Here is a 16,263-nt window from a genome sequence, read left to right as displayed (position 1 = left end):
CATCAATCACTTATCAATCAATGGAGACAACCATGACTGCAAGACGCCAAGTGCTGCGAACCCTCGTCGCTGCTTCCCTTGCCACCACCGCCGCTGGTCTTGCGCTGGCCCAGGACGCCAGGCCGATCACCATCCTCGTCGGCTTCGCGCCCGGCGGCGCTCCGGACCTGGTAGCCCGGACGATCGCGGAGAAACTGCAGATCAAGCTCAAGCGCAACGTGATCGTCGACAACAAGACCGGCGCCGGCGGACAACTCGCCCTGGGCGCGCTGTACAACGGCCCCGCCGACGGGACCCAGTACGCACTGACGCCGCCGGGCATGCTGACAATGTATCCGACGATCTACCCGCGCCTGCCGTACGACGTCTCGAAGATCGAGCCGGTGATCACCGGATGCACGTTCGAACATGCGATCGTCGCCGGACAGGGCAATCCCGCCAAGTCGCTTGCCGAATTCGTGTCGTGGAGCAAGGCCGACCCCGACAAGCGCGGCTTTTACGGCATTCCCGCCCTCGGCACGGCGCCGCACTTCATCGGGGTCATCCTGGGCAAGGAGACAGGCATGAAGATGACGCCCGTCCCCTATCGCGGCGGCCCGCCAATGCTGCAGGACCTGCTGGGCGGACAGGTTCCGCTGGCGGTGAATGTGTTGTCGAACTTCACCGAACTGCACCGCGAGGGCAAGCTGCGGGTCCTGGCAACGACGGGCGCCAAGCGCAGCGAGCTGCTGCCCGATGTGCCGACCGTCGCGGAGCTGGGCTACAAGGAGGCGCAGGCCGAGGAATGGTTTGCCTTCGTCGCGAAAGCCGGAACGCCGGCCGCGGAGACGCAGGCGTTTGCGAACGCGGTGCGAGAAACGCTGCAGATGCCCGACGTCAGGGCCACGCTGCAGAAATCCGGATTCAGCCCGGTGGCCAGGGGCTCCGCTGAACTGCGCGAGGACATCGCAGCCGGGACGAAGAAGTGGGCCCGGATCATCAAGGAGACCGGCTTCAAGCCCGAGAGCTGATCCGCGCCGCTGTTATCTGCAACGAACCCGCCAGCCAACCCTGACCCGATTGATTCGATGACCCCTGCAACCAACTATATAGACAGCGAATGGGTTGGCGCCGCCGATGGCAGCATCAGCTTCACCGGGTCGGTATCGGTCGGACGCCAGATCGGCTCCGCCGCGATGTCGTCCGGCAAGAAGGTGCAGCTCGAGATGGGCGGCAAGAACCCGATGGTGGTGCTCGACGATGCCGACCTCGAGGTTGCCGCCGATGCGGCGCTCGATGCGGCCTTCTTTTTTACGGGCCAGCGCTGCACCGCGTCGTCACGGCTGATCGTCACCGACGCATCCACGAGCGCTTCGTCGAGGCGCTGCGCGAGCGCATGCGCGGCGCGGCGGTCGGCCATGCGCTCGACCCCGGCACGACGATCGGGCCGGTGGTGAGTCAAGACCAGATGGCGCAGAACCATCGCTACCTCGAGATCGACAAGGCCGAGGGCGCACGGCTGGTCGAGGGAGGCGAGCTTCTGAAGCGTCCGAAGCGCGGGCACTACATGGCATTGGCGCTGTTCATCGACAGCGAGGAGATTTTCGGCCCGGTCGCCTCGGTGACCCGGGTGCGCGACTACGACGAGGCGCTGCAGGTCGCCAACGACACGCCGTTCGACCTCGCCTCGTCGATCTGCACCCGCTCGCAGAAATATGCGAGCCACTTCCGGCGCCACAGCCAGGCCGGCCTCGTGATGGTGAACCTGCCGACCGCCGGCTACGAATACCACGTCCCGTTCGGCGGCAGCAAGGCATCGAGCCACGGCCCGCGCGCGCAGGGCCGCTATGCGCAGGAGTTCTTCACCACGGTGAAGACCGCCTATTCACGCCCCCTTTGAAGGAGCTGGCAAATGATTCGAGACGAAAAGCGGCTGCAGGCCTTGCTGACCCAGATGCGGCAATGGGTGCGCGAGCGCGCCATCCCCGCCGAGGACCAGGTCGCCGAGCGCGACGAGGTGCCGGCCGAACTCGTGCAGGAGATGCGAGAGTTGGGCCTGTTCGGATGGAGCATTCCCGAGGCCTACGGCGGCGCGGGCCTGACCACCGAGGAGCTGGTGCTCGGCGCGTTCGAGATCTCGCAGTGTTCTGTCGCGTTCCGCGCGCGGGTCGGCACGAACACCGGCATCGGCTCCGAAGGCATCGTCGCCGACGGCACCGAGGAGCAGAAGGCGAAGTACTTGCCGCGGCTGGCCAGCGGCGAGTGGACCGGCTGCCTCGCGGTCACCGAGCCGGATGCCGGGTCCGAAGCCACCAACGTCAAGACGACGGCGCGGCGCGAGGGTGACCACTACGTGCTCGACGGCATGAAGTGCTTCATCACCAACGCGCCGATCGCCGATGTTTTCACCGTCACCGCGCGCACAGAGCCGGAATCGAAAGGCGCCAAGGGCATCAGCGGTTTCATCGTCGAGCGCGGCATGCCGGGCCTGAGCACCGGTGCGCCCTACCGCAAGATGGGCCAGGCCGGCTCACCTGTCGGCGAGGTCTATTTCAAAAACTGCATCGTTCCGGCCACCAACGTGATCGGCGGTGAGGAAGGCCGCGGCTTCAAGACGGTGATGAAGACGCTGAACAAGCAACGCATCCACCTGGCGGCGCTGTCTACCGGACCGGCGATGCGCATGCTCGAAATGGCGATCGCGCACACGACCAAACGGGTGCAGTTCGGCCAGCCGGTCGCGAATTTCCAGCTCGTGCAGGCACTGATCGCCGACTGCCAGACCGAGATCTACGCGGCGCGCTCGATGATCCTCGAGACCGCGCGCAGGCGCGACCGCGGCGAGGAAGTGGTGCTCGAGGCGTCGATGTGCAAATACTTCGCAACCGAGATGTGTGGGCGCGTTGCCGACCGCTGCGTGCAGATGTTCGGCGGCTCGGGCTACGTCGCCGACTATGCGCCGATCGAGCGCTGGTACCGCGACGTGCGGCTGTTCCGCCTCTACGAGGGCACGAGCCAGATCCATCAACTCAACATCGCGAAGCAGACGCTCGCGCAGGCCTGAACAACATGTCTCGCTTCGAAAAATTCTTCAATCCGCGCAGCGTCGCGGTCATCGGCGCCTCGCAGGACCTCGGCTCGATCAGCGGCCAGCCGATCGCCCACCTCCAGTCCAAGGGCTATGCCGGCCGGATCCTGCCGGTGAACCCGCGCTACAGCGAGGTTGCAGGTCTCACCTGTTATCCGGACGTGGCCTCGCTGCCCGAGGCGCCGGACGTGGGGGTGATCGCAGTGGCCGCCAAGCGCGTGCCCGACGCGCTGGCGGATCTCGGCAACAAGGGCTGCCGATTCGCGGTGATCCTCTCGTCCGGATTCGCCGAGGCCGGAGCGGAGGGCGCCCAGGCGCAGCGCCGGCTGGCCGAGATCGCGCGCGAGCACGGCATCGAGGTGATCGGGCCCAACTGCCAGGGCTACATGAACATCAGCGACGGCATCCATGTGGGCTTCGGCGCGCCGTACGGCCTCGCCTATCCGAGGGGCGGGCTGAGCCTGACCTCGCAAAGCGGCGCCTTCGGCAACTCGATCGTGATGCTGGCCAGCGCCGACGGCGTGGGCTTCCGCCACTACGTGTCGACCGGCAACGAGTCGGTGACGACCTCGCTGGACTTCATGGACGCGATGATCGACGACCCGGGCACCCGGGTCATCGCCGGCTACGTCGAGGGATTCAAGGATGCACGACGGCTGCTCGGCGTCGGCCGGCGCGCGCTGGCCGCCGGCAAGCCGATGCTGGTGTGGAAGGTCGGAACCTCGGAGGCGGGCGCCAAGGCGGCCGCATCGCACACCGCCAACCTGGGCGGCGCGATGGCGCTGTACCGTGCGGCCTTCCGGCAGGCCGGCATCATCGAGATCGACGACATCGGCGATCTCGCCGACTGCGCGAAGGCGTTGTTGCCCGGGCGGATGCCGCGCGGCAACCGACTCGCCGTGATCACGATCTCCGGTGGCGCCGGCATCGCGGTGGCAGACCGCGCCGCCGCCGGCGGTGTTGTCCTGCCGCCGCTGGCGGAGGACACGGCGACCGCGCTGCGTGAAGCCCTGCCCTCGTTCGCCGCGGTGGCCAATCCGCTCGACGTGACGGCCGGGCTGTTCAACGACGGCAGCCTGCTGCGCGTCACGCTCGAGCGACTGGCGAAGGATCCGAACGTCGACATGATCGCGCTCGCGCTGGCCGCCGCGAGCGGCAAGCTGGCGGTGGACCTGGCTAACGAGGTGGTCCGCGTCGCCGACGAGACCGGCGTGCCGATCTTCGTCGCCTGGAATGCCGATGCGCAGACCAACCGCGAGGCCTACGAGATCCTCGATGCCGCGGGCATCCCCCGCTACGCGTCGCCGGTGCGCTGCGCCCGCGGCATCGCGGCGCTCTGGTCGTTCGCGGACGCCACCCAGCGCCAGGCCCGGGTAAGCGACGAGGCGCCGCTGAAGCTGCACGCGCCGCAATGGTCGACGACCCTGAGCGGCCGCGAGGCCGACCTGACCGAATACGAGTCCAAGCAACTGCTGACGGCATATGGCATCCCGGTGACGCGCGAGACGCTGACGCAGGACGCCGATGCGGCTGCACAGGCAGCCGAATCGATCGGCCTGCCGGTCGTGATGAAGATCCAGTCGCCGGACATTCCGCACAAGACCGAGGCCGGCGGGGTGCGCATCGGGCTGCCCAGCACTCCCGATGTGCGCGCGGCGTTCACCAAGATCATGGCCAATGCGAAGGCCTACGACCCTCAGGCGCGGCTCGAGGGCGTCGTCGTGCAGGAGATGGTGAGCGGCGGCACCGAACTGATCCTCGGCGTCAACAACGACCCGCTGTTCGGCCCGACGATCATGGTCGGCCTGGGCGGGATCTTCGCCGAGGTGATGAAGGACGTGAACTTCAGGCTCGCGCCGATCACGCGCAGCGAGGCGCGCGAGATGCTGACCGACCTGCGCGGATTCGCGCTGCTCGACGGCGCCCGCGGCCGGCCCAAGGGCGACGTCGAGGCCGCTACCGACGCGCTGCTGCGCCTGTCCGCGCTGGCCGTCGACCTGGAGGCATCGCTAGGCGAACTCGACATCAACCCCCTGACCGTTCTGCCCCAGGGCCAGGGCGTTCGTGCGCTGGACGGACTGGTCAAGCCCAGGCGACAGGAGGCGTGATGCAGCTCCCACCCAATGCGTTCAAGCGCGCGCTGGCTGAAGGCAGGCCGCAGGCGGGCTACTGGCTGTCGCTGGGCAATGCCTACAGCGCCGAGGTGGCGGCCGGCGCCGGCTACGACTGGCTGCTGATCGACGGCGAACACTCGCCAATCGATACGGAATCGATGCTGGCGATGCTGCAGACCATCGCCGCGTATCCGGCGTCAGCCGTGCTGCGACCGGCTGCCAACGACAGGATGCTGATCAAGCGTGCCCTCGACATCGGCGCGCAGACGCTGCTCGTGCCCTACGTCGAAACGGCCGAAGAGGCGGCGCATGCGGTCGAGTCGATGCGCTATCCGCCGCGCGGCAAACGCGGCGTCGGCGGAGCAACGGTGCGCGCGACACGCTTCGGCCGAATCGGCAACTATGCGCAGGCCTGCGAAGCCGAACTTTGCCTGCTGGTGCAGGTCGAGACGCGACGCGGCCTGGACAACCTCGACGCCATCGCCGCCGTCGACGGTGTCGACGGCATCTTCATCGGGCCGGCCGACCTGGCGACGGATCTGGGCTTTCCGGGCCAGCCCAGCCATCCGCAAGTGCTGCAGGCCATCGAGGACGCCATCGACCGCACACGGGCCAACGGCAAGGCCTGCGGGATTCTCACGCTCGATCCCGCACTTGCGAGGCGCTTCGAGCAGCGCGGCTGTTTGTTCACCGCGATCGGCGTCGACGTGGTCACGCTCGCGCGCGGCGCCGAGCGGCAACTCGAGTCGTTCAGAAGCCAGGGCGCAGCCGCCGCGCAGGCCGCGTCGTATTGAATCCCTGGTACGGAGGCAAGACATGTCAAGCAATCGACCCAACTTCATCTTCATCCTGGCCGACGACCTGGGCTATGCCGATCTCGGATGTTTCGGTGCCCGCGACGCGGCCAACCGGCCGGCCGATGTGTCGCCGAACCTGGACCGGATGGCGGCGCAAGGCGCCCGGTTCACGCGTAGTTATGCAAATTCGGCGGTCTGCTCGCCGACCCGCTTTGCGCTGATCACTGGGCGCTGGCAATACCGCCTGCGCGGCGCGGCGGAGGAACCGCTGGCCCGGGCGCACGGCGACAAGGTGCTGGGACTGCCGCCCGAACATCCAACCCTGCCGTCGCTGCTCGGCGCAGCAGGCTTTTCGACGGCGCTCGTCGGCAAGTGGCACCTCGGTTATCCACCGCATTTCGGGCCCAGGAAGTCGGGCTACCAGTCGTTCTACGGCTTTCACGCGGGAGGCAACGACTACTTCGCGCACACCGATCCACGCGGCGACCCCGACTTCTGGGCGGACGAGACGCCGATCGAGCAACGCGGGTACCTGACCGATCTGCTGAGCTGCAGCGCGGCCGACTTCATCGAGCGCCAGGACGGGTCCAAGCCCTTCTTCCTGAGCCTGCACTACAGCGCGCCCCACTGGCCCTGGCTGACGCGCGACGACGAAGCCGAGTCGGCGCAGACCCGCAGCAACGGTCCGCATCTGGACGGCGGCTCTATCGCGACCTACCAGCGCATGATCCACCACATGGACGAAGGCATCGGCTGGGTGCTGGATGCCCTCGAGCGCCGGGGATTGGCAGACAACACGCTCGTCGTGTTCACGAGCGACAACGGCGGCGAGCGCTTCTCCAACAACTGGCCGTTCGTCGGCCAGAAGATGGACCTGCTCGAAGGCGGCATCCGCGTGCCGCTGATCGCACGCTGGCCCGCGCGCATCGGGCCCGGCACCGACAGCCATTGCCCAAACCTGACGATGGACTGGGCCGCGACGATGCTGGCCGCAGCGGGCGTTTCGCCGGATCCGAACTACCCATTGGACGGTGTCGACCTTGCGCCGCTGTTCGGTGATGCGGCCTGGCAACGTCCGGGCGATCTGTGCTGGCGGATGAAGCACCGAGGCCAGCGCGCCCTGATCCGCGGCCGCTGGAAATACCTGCGCGTCGACGATATCGACTTCCTGTTCGACCTCGAAGCCGACGAACGCGAGCGCGCCAACCTCGTGCACCGAGAGAGCGCGCGCATGCAGGAGTTGCGCTCCGCGTGGGAGCAATGGGACGCGACGCTGCCGCCGATACCCGAGGAGGCCCGTGCCCACAAGCTTTTCACACACCGCGAAATGCCGCACGCCAGTGCTTGAGACATGACGACGAACGAACCCGAAGGCCACGACCGCTTCGGCGGGCACGAGATCGGCACACACGAAGAGCGCACCATGAACGAACGCAGGCGCTACGACATCGAGGACCTCGAGGCCGGCATGCAGGCCAGCTTTGCGAAGACCATCACCGAGGCGGACATCGTGCTGTTTGCCGGCGTGTCCGGCGACAACAACGCGGTGCATGTCAACGAGAATTCGCCGCAAGCTCGCCGTTCATGGGCCGCATTGCGCACGGCATGCTGACGGCGAGTGTTATTTCGGCGGCGATCGCGAACAAATTGCCGGGACCCGGCACGATCTACCTGGTGCAGAACCTGCGATACAAGGCGCCGGTCCGCCCCCGGCGACACCGTGCGCGTCGACATCACCGTGCAGGAAGTCGTACGGGACAAACGCTATCTGCCCGATGCCCGTCCTCGTTTATTGCCCAAATTATCAATTCCAGACTGCGGATGAAACCTCCTGGACCATCTCAATCAATGATGGAGCCGCCACCTTCTCGATAAACCCTGGATGCACGATGCTGGCGTGCAGCCCGCAGTTGAAGACCAGGATCTCGCCCTGGATGGGTTTGCGCAACGGTACGGCGACGCCGTAGAAGCTCGATTGCCATTCGCACAGGTTCCGGCAGTAGCCACGCTCACGAAAGTGGCGGACTTCCTCGTCCACGCGCGAGCGCATGTCTGCAACGGCCTGCGGTTCGCGAACGCGAAGCTGGTTCAATGCCGCCTGCCGCTCGCGCGCCGGAATGGCTGCCAGCCACGCCCGACCCATCGCGCTGGACATCATCGGCAGCAGCACGCCGATGTCCGAATGCGGCGTCAGGCTGTCGACTTGCCGGCAGGTCTCGACGTTGACCATGTGCAGGCGGTCTCGCATCCCGAGGGATACCGAACAGTTCAGGCGATCGGCCAGCGCCTGCATGTACGGCCTTGCCAGTTGCCTGATCTCCAGGTTGGCGAGCAAGGGATGGCCCAGCGAAAGCACCGGGGTACCGAGCCGGTATTCCCGACCATACGGGGTATGGCTCAGATAACCAAGCTCGCACAGCGTATGTACCAGACGGGCGATGGTTGCCCGGTCGAGGCCGGTGCGCTCGATGAAGTCGCGCATTCGCAGAGCCCGCTCGCCGCTGCGAAACGACAGAAGCAAGTCGAGCCCGTAGGCGAGCGTCGTGACGAACTGGGGGTCGCGCTGATGGCTATGCTCAGACATCGTCGTCCGATTCGTTGCTCACCCCCCGGGCCAGTTCGGCCAGTTGCCGGCCGATCTCGGCATTCCCTGCGGCGATCGACGGCGTTGCACACCCGATGACAACGGCGTCGTTGCCACGTCGCATACCCAGCACCGCTGCCAGCGACACCAGTCCCCCGCCACTCAGTTCGTCGGAGACGCAATAGGCATCGCGCAGCATGCGCAGGCGTTCATGCTTGGCGGCATCCCAATGGCGCTCGAAGTCTTCGGATTCGGTGCGCCTGATCACACGAAGAACGGCGTCGCGTTCGTGGCGCGGCGCATTGGCAAGCCAGGCACGACCAACGGCGCTGCCGACCATCGACAGGCTGGAGCCGATGTCGAGCCCTGCACCGGCTCCCGCATCGGCGCGACAGCACTCGATCAGCACCATGCGGTGCCGGTCCCGCATGGCCAAGAAGGCCGCGCCATGTGCATTCCGGGCCAGCGTCTGCATCGCCGGCCGCACGCGCTGGCGGACATCCAGACTGAGGAGCAACGGATATCCCACGGCAACGGCGGTGGCGCCGAGTCGGTATTTGCGCGACTCGAAATCCTGCTTCAGGAATCCGGTCGCACACAGCGTATAGCTCAAACGTGCAACCGCCGAGCGCGACAGGCCGCTCCGCCGAACCAGGTCCGCATTGCCCAGCAGCGGCGACGACGGGTCGAAACAGCGCAGCAGGGCCAGCCCGCGTTCCAGCGAGCTGGCAAACTGGAAGTCCCGCGTCTTCGTGATCGCCTCCTCGCCAACGGCGTGTCAGCTTCCGATCCAGGCCGGCGCACGCTTCTCGATGAACGAGCGCACGCCCTCCTTCGCGTCCTGCGACGCGGCGATCGGCTCCTTGATCAGCTGCTGACGGGCGAACATCTCTGCCCGCGGCCAGTCCCGGGACTCCTGCATCACGCGCTTGCTGGCCGACACCGCAAGTGGCGCATTCGCAATGATCCGATCGGCCAGCCGAAGGGCAGCGGTCAGCGCCTGGCCAGGTTCCACCAGTTGGTTGACCACACCGTGGCGTTCCAGGAATTCCGCGCTGACCATGTCGCCGGTCATGATGATCTCGGCGGCGATGCGGTAGGGAATCTGGTACGGCAGGCGGAGCAGTCCGCCGGCCGATGCGATCAGTCCGCGCTTGACTTCCGGCAGGCCGAACTGCGCGGCGCGACTTGCCACGATCATGTCGCAGGCGAGCGCCATCTCGAAACCGCCGCCGAGTGCAAAACCCTCGACGGCCGCGATCAGGGGTTTGGCAGGAGGCGCCTCCGACAGGCCGCCGAAGCCCTTGCCCGCCACACGCGGCGTCTGGCCGGACAGGAATGCCTGCAGATCCATGCCGCTGCAGAAATCGCCGTTGCCTCCGGTCAGGATGCCCACGCGCAGCGCCGGGTCCGAGTCAAGCAATTCGAACGCGCTCGCCATCAGCTGTGCCATTTCATGGGTGGCGGCATTGCGCTTGCCGGGACGGTTCATCGTCAACACGAGGACGGCGCCACGCCTCTCGCTCTGCACGGGTTCGTTCACAGCCGGCTCCGCGTCAGAAATTGGTCTTGTCACGGGCGATGCCTGCACGCTGCATCACCTGCGCCCATTTGACGACCTGCGATTCGGCAAACGTCTTGAGTTGCTCGGGCGAGGAACCATCCGGGGTGCCGCCGAGTTCGGCAAAACGCTTCTGGAACTCTTCCGAGCGGATGGCCTTCACGAAGGCACGATTGAGCCGCGCCATCTCGGCCGCTGGCAGGCCTTTCGGCGCATAGACCGCGAACCATGCGAGCGCGTCGACCGGAACGCCCTGCTCGGACAAGGTCGGTACGTCAGGCAGCGTGGGCACGCGCTGCGGCCCCGCGGCACCGAGAATGCGCAGCTTCTTCGCCTGCACCAGCGGCGCCGAGGAGCTGTAATCGACGAACATCATGTCGACTGTGCCGCCCGCGATGTCGATCAGAGCGGGGCCGGTCCCCTTGTAAGGCACATGCAGCATCTTGGTCTGCGTCTCGAGCTGCAGCAACTCGGCGGCCAGCCGGTGCGCCGAACCGTCGCCGAGCGATGCAAACGTCAAGCCGCCCGGCTTGCTTTTCGCCAGCTTGATCAGCTCCTGCAGGTTGCGCGCCGGCAGGTCGGCGCGCACCGTCAGCATCAGCGGCTGAGTGCCAATCAACGTGATGGGCGTGAAATCTGCTCGCACGTCGTACGGCAGGTGCTCGAAATAGGCAGGCGCAGTACCGAAGGTCGAGCCGATCCCGAATACCACGGTGTTGCTGTCCGGAGCCGCCCGCGCGACGTGCGCGGTGCCGATGAAGCCGCCCGCTCCCGACTTGTTTTCGATGATCACCGTCTGCTGCAGTTCGGCTTCGAGCGCCGGCTGCATCGTTCGCGCGATGCGATCACCGCCGCCGCCGGCGGGGAAAGGAACGACGAATTTCAGCATGCGGTCGGCCTGCGCCCATGCGCCGCCATGCGCGGCCAGCGCGAGCGCCAGCAGAGCACCCGCCTTCTTGATCGAGATCGAGATCGAGATATTCATGCTTGTCTCCGGATTGAATCGGTGGATCCGGCGGGGCGAAGGCCTGACCGGTAAACGAAGCGTCGCATGCAGATGCTCGATCACCACCGTTTCGACCGGTATGCGCAAATATTGGCACAGCGCACCTGAATTTACTGAAAAAACCTGCACTTTGCGCACATTTCGGTCACCTGCGCAGCGGTCGCTTGCCTGGCGCCAAGAATCTGTCGCAACCCCAGCAACCGGAGACCGCGATGAGTGTGCGACAGCTATTGAACCTGGAGGGCCGGACGGCGCTGATCACCGGCGCCTCGGGGGGCCTCGGACTTGAGATGGCTCGCGCGCTCGGCGAGATGGGGGCCCGCATCGCGATCCTCGACCGCGACGCCGAACAGATGCAGGTGGCATGTGCGTCGCTCGACCGGGAGGGCGTTGCCGCCACCGGCGTGCACTGCGACATCCGCATGGCCGCCACCATCGCCGGCGCGGTGGCCGATGTGGCAGGCGGCCACCCGATCGACATCCTGATCAACAACGCCGGAGCGGCCTGGACCGCACCGACCGTCGAGCATTCTCTAGAAGGATGGCAGAAACTGGTCGACGTGAATCTGACCGGCACTTTCCTGGTCACGCAGGAAGTCGGGCGCCGGTTCATGATCCCGCAGCGCTACGGCAAGATCATCAACATCTCCTCGTTTGCCGGGCTGAAGCACAACCCGAACAATACTGGCATTGCATACGGCACGACCAAGGGCGCGCTGGTCGCGTTCACCCGTTCGCTGGCCGGTGAATGGGGCCCGTACAACATCACCGTGAACTGCCTGGCGCCGGGTTTCATACCGACGCGTATGTCGCGCTACACGCTGGAGACATGGGGTGAGGATCATTTGCGCGAGCAGGTGCCGCTGCGCCGTGTCGCCTCGCCCGAAGATCTCGGCGGCATTGCGGTGCTGCTCGCATCCGAAGCGTCTCGCCACATCACCGGCCAGACGATTGCCGTCGATGGCGGCATCACGGTGTGCTGAGAGGTCGCATCGATGCACGCCACCGCCACACCCGACGGGTCGACTCTGGAACTCGAGCCGTTGCACGACTATCTGCTGCGTGAACTGGGCCCTGCCGACACGCGCATGCCGACGCTTGAACAGTTCAGCGGCGGCCAGTCGAACCCGACCTATCGCCTCATCTGGGGGAGCGACACCTACGTCCTGCGCAAGAAACCCGCCGGCTCGTTGCTGCCCTCGGCGCATGCGGTGGAACGCGAGTTCCGCGTCATGCGAGCGTTGCGTGGCAGCGCGGTGCCGGTGCCGGAAGTGCTCGCGTTGTGCGAAGACCCGCAGGTGCTGGGCACCCCCTTCTATCTGATGGCCTACGTTCCCGGCCGCGTGTTCTGGGACCCGTCGCTGCCCGGGATGACCGCAGCCGAGCGCGAGGCCATCTACGCACAGGTGCTGGAAGTGATTGCCGCGCTGCACCGCATCGATCCCGCGACGTTGGGGCTGGCCAACTTCGGCAAGCCCGGCAACTATTTCGCCAGGCAATTCGATCGCTGGACGCGCCAATACCGCGCTGCGCAGACAGAGAACATCCCGCACATGGAGCGGCTGATCGAAGCCCTGCCAGCCCGCCTGCCCGCAACCGGCGAGACACGGCTGGTCCATGCCGACTATCGGCTGGACAACCTGATCTTCCACCCGACGCAGCCGCGCATCGTTGCGCTGATCGACTGGGAACTGTCGACGCTCGGCGATCCTCTCGCCGACCTGGCCACGCATTGCCTTGCCTGGCACTTGCCGAAGCGCTACTGGGGCATGGCCGACGTTGATCTCACCGGCACGGGTGTGCCAAGCGAATCCGGTTATCGAGCGCGTTATTGCGAACGGACCGGCCGGGCCAGCATCGACGACTGGCCGGCAGTGCTGGCGTTTGCACTGTTTCGCAAGGCCGCCATCAACCAGGGTGTCGTGCGGCGCGCGCTGCAAGGCAATGCCAGTTCGGCCAAGGCACTCGACATCACCCGCGTGTGCCACATCGCCGCTGCAGCGCTGGCGCTGCTGCAACCCACTTCAGACAAACAGGACGCGACATGAGTTTCGAGTACAGCCCCAAGGTGCAGGACCTGCAACGCCGCTTGCAGACTTTCATGGACGAATTCGTCTACCCGAACGAGGAATGCTACCTGGAGGAGTTGCGCACGGGTGAGCGCTTCAAGGTGCTGCCGCTGATCGAGCGCCTGAAGAAGAAGGCCAGGGCCGCAGGGCTGTGGAATCTCTTCCTGGCCGACGCCCCGAACGGCGCCGGCCTGAGCAATTTCGAATATGCGCCGCTGGCCGAGATCATGGGAGCGGTCCAATGGGCGTCCGAAGTGTTCAACTGTTCCGCTCCCGACACCGGCAACATGGAGGTGCTGGCGCGCTACGGCACCGACGAACAAAAGGCCCGCTGGCTGCAACCTCTTCTGGACGGAGAAATCCGGTCCTGTTTCGCGATGACCGAACCGGCGGTCGCGTCATCGGACGCGACCAACATCGAATCGCGCATCGTCCGCGATGGTGACCACTATGTCATCAACGGCCGCAAATGGTGGTCAACCGGCGCGCTCGATCCGCGCTGCAAGCTTGCCATCTTCATGGGCAAGAGCGATCCGGACAACGCCGACCGGCATCGCCAGCAAAGCATGATCCTGGTGCCGATGGAAACGCCCGGGGTCCGGGTGATTCGCCCGCTGAGCGTCTTCGGCTACGACGATGCGCCGAACGGGCATGCCGAGGTTGCCTATGACGAGGTGCGGGTGCCGGCCAGCAACATGCTGCTCGGCGAGGGGCGTGGCTTCGAGATCGCCCAGGGCCGCCTCGGGCCAGGACGCATCCACCATTGCATGCGCACGATCGGCCTGGCCGAACGCGCGCTGGCATCGATGTGCCGGCGCGCCAGTCAACGCTTCGCCTTCGGCCGCACGCTTGCCGAGCAAGGTGTGACCCGCGAGCGCATTGCGCAGTCGCGCATCCTGATCGACCAGGCCCGACTGCTGACGCTGCACGCCGCGTATCGCATGGACCGTGTCGGCAACAAGGCCGCGCTGGCGGACATCGCGATGATCAAGGTGACCGCGCCCGCTGCCGCACAACAGGTGATCGACTGGGCAATCCAGTTGCACGGAGCGTCCGGATTGTCGGAGGACACCCCGCTGGCAGAAGCTTTCGCAAAGGCGCGCCGCTTGCGTCTGGTCGACGGACCCGATGAGGTGCACCGGGAAACGATTGCGCGAATCGAACTGCGCAAACACCGCGCACCGGCGCCTGCCGCCGTGGCAACCGGAGCCGCGACATGACGACGCTGGCCGAACGCTTCCGCTTCGACGGCCAGACCGTGCTGATCACCGGCGGTTCGCGCGGTCTGGGTCTCCAGATGGCCGAGGGGTTCGGCGAGATGGGTGCCCGGGTGGTGCTGAGTGCGCGCGGCGCCGACGAACTGGCACAGGCCAAGGCCATGCTCGCCTCGCGCGGCGTCGATGCCGAGATCGTTCCCGGCTCGCTGGCCGAAGAGGCCTTCGTCCCCGAACTGGTGAGCGCGGCATGTGCTGCGACCGGCCGGATCGACGTGCTCGTCAACAACGCCGGTGCGGCCTGGGGCGGCGCTGCCGAAAGCCTGCCGCGCAAGGGCTGGGACAAGGTGATGGACCTCAATTTGCACGCACTGTTCCGCCTGACGCAGGCGGTCGCGCGTGAGCTGATGATCCCGCGCCGGCACGGCAAGATCATCAACATCGCGTCGATCGCAGGCATGCGCAGCATCCTGCCTCATCCGGAGCGACCTTCGACCGTTGCCTATGACACCAGCAAGGCGGCGGTGATCGCACTGACGCGCGCACTGGCCACCGAGTGGGGCCGGTTCAACATCAATGTCAATGCGATCGCACCGGGCCCGTTCCCGTCGCAGATGAATTCGCTTTCCGGCGCCTGGGAAGCGCAGTTGCGCGCGGCGGTGCCGCTGGGCCGATTCGGCGGGGCCGAGGATCTGAAAGGCGCCGCCGTTTTTCTGGCCAGCGAGGCCGCCAGCTTCGTGCACGGCCACACACTCGTCGTCGATGGTGGACGCACCTGCTGCTGAGCCTGCACCCCACCACGGAGACAGCACGACATGCAAACACGTATCACGCAACTTCTCGGTATCCGCTACCCGATCATTCAGGGCGGCATGATGTGGGTCGGTCGGGCTGAACTCGCCGCAGCGGTGTCAAATGCTGGCGGACTGGGCACGCTCACCGCGTTGACGCAACCGTCCGCCCAGGCCTTATGCGCCGAGATCGACCGCTGTCGGCGCATGACGGCGGCGCCCTTTGCAGTCAATCTGACCATCCTGCCCAGCAGTTCGCCACCGCCCTACCTCGATTACGCTCGCGCCATCGTCGACAGCGATGTGCGCATCGTCGAGACGGCTGGCAATCATCCTGCCGAAATAACCGAACTCTTCAGGACACGGGGCCTGACCATAGTGCACAAGTGCACTTCGGTCCGCCATGCGCTCTCGGCGGAGCGGCGCGGCGTCGATGCGATCAGCATCGACGGCTTCGAATGTGCCGGCCACCCCGGTGAAGACGACGTGCCGGCGCTGATTCTGATCCCGAGCGCCTGCGCAAGATTGACGATACCGGTGATCGCGTCCGGAGGCATCGCCGATGGCCGTACGATGGCCGCCGCGCTGGCGCTGGGCGCCGAGGGCGTGAACATGGGCACGCGCTTCATGCTGACCGAAGAGGCACCGGTGCATATCCGTGTCAAGCAGGCATTGCTGAGCGCAAGCGAACGCGACACCCGACTCATCTTCCGCGGCCTGCGCAACACGGCTCGGGTCTGGCACAACGCGGTGTCCGCAGCGGTTCGCGAACTCGAGTCACGGCCGGAAGGCGCGAGCTTCGAGGATCTCCATCCCTGGGTTTCCGGCAGCCGCGGACGCCGGGCGCTGGAAAGCGGCGACGTCGACGACGGCCTGATCTGGGCCGGCCAATGCGTGGGCCTGATCGACGACCTTCCGAGCTGCGATCAACTGATCCGGCGCATGGTGGCCGAGTGCCGCCACGCACTGGCTCGGGCTTTGGCAATGCACCCCGTGCCCGCGCCAACCGAGGCGGCGTCGTATGCGTGACGACGGCGAACGACCCCGCTGACCCACCAGC

General features: G+C 66.3%; 14 protein-coding genes and 2 pseudogenes. 12 read left to right on the top strand and 4 right to left on the bottom strand.

Features of this window, described 5'->3' with window-relative positions:
• Positions 1 to 32 precede the first annotated feature (32 nt).
• The 7 genes and pseudogenes from ACNH6H_RS20425 to ACNH6H_RS20395 form a co-directional block, all read left to right on the top strand.
• Positions 33 to 1,010, top strand: a complete 978-nt coding sequence (locus tag ACNH6H_RS20425) for a tripartite tricarboxylate transporter substrate-binding protein (RefSeq protein ID WP_418320127.1) — start codon at positions 33 to 35, stop codon at positions 1,008 to 1,010.
• A gap of 57 nt (positions 1,011 to 1,067) precedes the next feature.
• A pseudogene (locus tag ACNH6H_RS20420) lies at positions 1,068 to 1,879 on the top strand (aldehyde dehydrogenase family protein).
• A 12-nt stretch (positions 1,880 to 1,891) separates the two neighbouring features.
• A complete protein-coding gene (locus ACNH6H_RS20415) occupies positions 1,892 to 3,043 on the top strand; it encodes an acyl-CoA dehydrogenase family protein (RefSeq protein WP_418320126.1) in 1,152 nt (383 codons plus the stop codon).
• Positions 3,044 to 3,048: 5 nt separating this feature from the next.
• Positions 3,049 to 5,175, top strand: a complete 2,127-nt coding sequence (locus ACNH6H_RS20410) for an acetate--CoA ligase family protein (protein ID WP_418320125.1) — start codon at positions 3,049 to 3,051, stop codon at positions 5,173 to 5,175.
• Positions 5,175 to 5,975 (top strand): aldolase/citrate lyase family protein, encoded by an 801-nt coding sequence (locus ACNH6H_RS20405; protein ID WP_418320124.1) that lies wholly within the window; start codon positions 5,175 to 5,177, stop codon positions 5,973 to 5,975. The genes ACNH6H_RS20410 and ACNH6H_RS20405 overlap by 1 nt, the downstream gene beginning before the upstream one ends.
• Before the next feature lie 22 nt (positions 5,976 to 5,997).
• A complete protein-coding gene (locus ACNH6H_RS20400) occupies positions 5,998 to 7,326 on the top strand; it encodes a sulfatase (RefSeq protein WP_418321430.1) in 1,329 nt (442 codons plus the stop codon).
• A gap of 75 nt (positions 7,327 to 7,401) precedes the next feature.
• Positions 7,402 to 7,743 (top strand): annotated as a pseudogene (locus tag ACNH6H_RS20395) (MaoC family dehydratase); the annotation flags it as partial.
• A 39-nt stretch (positions 7,744 to 7,782) separates the two neighbouring features.
• On the opposite strand, the gene ACNH6H_RS20390 reads toward ACNH6H_RS20395, so the two are convergent.
• From ACNH6H_RS20390 to ACNH6H_RS20375, 4 genes are read right to left on the bottom strand one after another with little or no spacing between them, the layout of a single operon-like run.
• Positions 7,783 to 8,562, bottom strand: a complete 780-nt coding sequence (locus ACNH6H_RS20390; protein WP_418320123.1) for an IclR family transcriptional regulator — start codon at positions 8,560 to 8,562, stop codon at positions 7,783 to 7,785.
• Entirely contained in the window at positions 8,555 to 9,283 is a 729-nt protein-coding gene (locus ACNH6H_RS20385; protein WP_418321428.1) for an IclR family transcriptional regulator, read from the bottom strand. Before ACNH6H_RS20385 ends, ACNH6H_RS20390 begins: the two co-directional genes overlap by 8 nt.
• A gap of 57 nt (positions 9,284 to 9,340) precedes the next feature.
• Positions 9,341 to 10,105 carry a crotonase/enoyl-CoA hydratase family protein gene (locus tag ACNH6H_RS20380; protein WP_418321426.1) on the bottom strand — a complete coding sequence of 255 codons (765 nt, stop codon included), beginning with the start codon at positions 10,103 to 10,105 and terminating at the stop codon, positions 9,341 to 9,343.
• A 13-nt stretch (positions 10,106 to 10,118) separates the two neighbouring features.
• Positions 10,119 to 11,108 (bottom strand): Bug family tripartite tricarboxylate transporter substrate binding protein, encoded by a 990-nt coding sequence (locus ACNH6H_RS20375; protein WP_418320122.1) that lies wholly within the window; start codon positions 11,106 to 11,108, stop codon positions 10,119 to 10,121.
• A gap of 233 nt (positions 11,109 to 11,341) precedes the next feature.
• On the opposite strand from ACNH6H_RS20375, the gene ACNH6H_RS20370 reads away from it, so the two are divergent.
• The 5 genes from ACNH6H_RS20370 to ACNH6H_RS20350 are packed head-to-tail and all read left to right on the top strand — an operon-like array spanning position 11,342 to position 16,232.
• Positions 11,342 to 12,112: an SDR family oxidoreductase gene (locus tag ACNH6H_RS20370; RefSeq protein ID WP_418321424.1), complete on the top strand. Its 771-nt coding sequence runs from the start codon at positions 11,342 to 11,344 to the stop codon at positions 12,110 to 12,112.
• Between the two features lie 12 nt (positions 12,113 to 12,124).
• The gene (locus ACNH6H_RS20365) at positions 12,125 to 13,177 is read left to right on the top strand and encodes a phosphotransferase family protein (RefSeq protein ID WP_418320121.1); all 1,053 of its coding nucleotides are present in this window, start codon (positions 12,125 to 12,127) and stop codon (positions 13,175 to 13,177) included.
• A complete protein-coding gene (locus ACNH6H_RS20360) occupies positions 13,174 to 14,418 on the top strand; it encodes an acyl-CoA dehydrogenase family protein (protein ID WP_418320120.1) in 1,245 nt (414 codons plus the stop codon). Before ACNH6H_RS20365 ends, ACNH6H_RS20360 begins: the two co-directional genes overlap by 4 nt.
• The gene (locus ACNH6H_RS20355) at positions 14,415 to 15,197 is read left to right on the top strand and encodes an SDR family oxidoreductase (RefSeq protein WP_418320119.1); all 783 of its coding nucleotides are present in this window, start codon (positions 14,415 to 14,417) and stop codon (positions 15,195 to 15,197) included. Before ACNH6H_RS20360 ends, ACNH6H_RS20355 begins: the two co-directional genes overlap by 4 nt.
• 30 nt (positions 15,198 to 15,227) lie before the next feature.
• Positions 15,228 to 16,232, top strand: a complete 1,005-nt coding sequence (locus tag ACNH6H_RS20350; RefSeq protein WP_418320118.1) for an NAD(P)H-dependent flavin oxidoreductase — start codon at positions 15,228 to 15,230, stop codon at positions 16,230 to 16,232.
• Positions 16,233 to 16,263 lie beyond the last annotated feature (31 nt).

It is taken from the genome of Pseudideonella sakaiensis, assembly GCF_048320135.1.
In the GTDB taxonomy this organism is placed as follows: domain Bacteria; phylum Pseudomonadota; class Gammaproteobacteria; order Burkholderiales; family Burkholderiaceae_C; genus Ideonella_A; species Ideonella_A sakaiensis_A.
The sequence above is the reverse complement of the archived record's forward strand: the minus strand, read 5'-3'. Positions and strand labels throughout refer to the sequence as shown.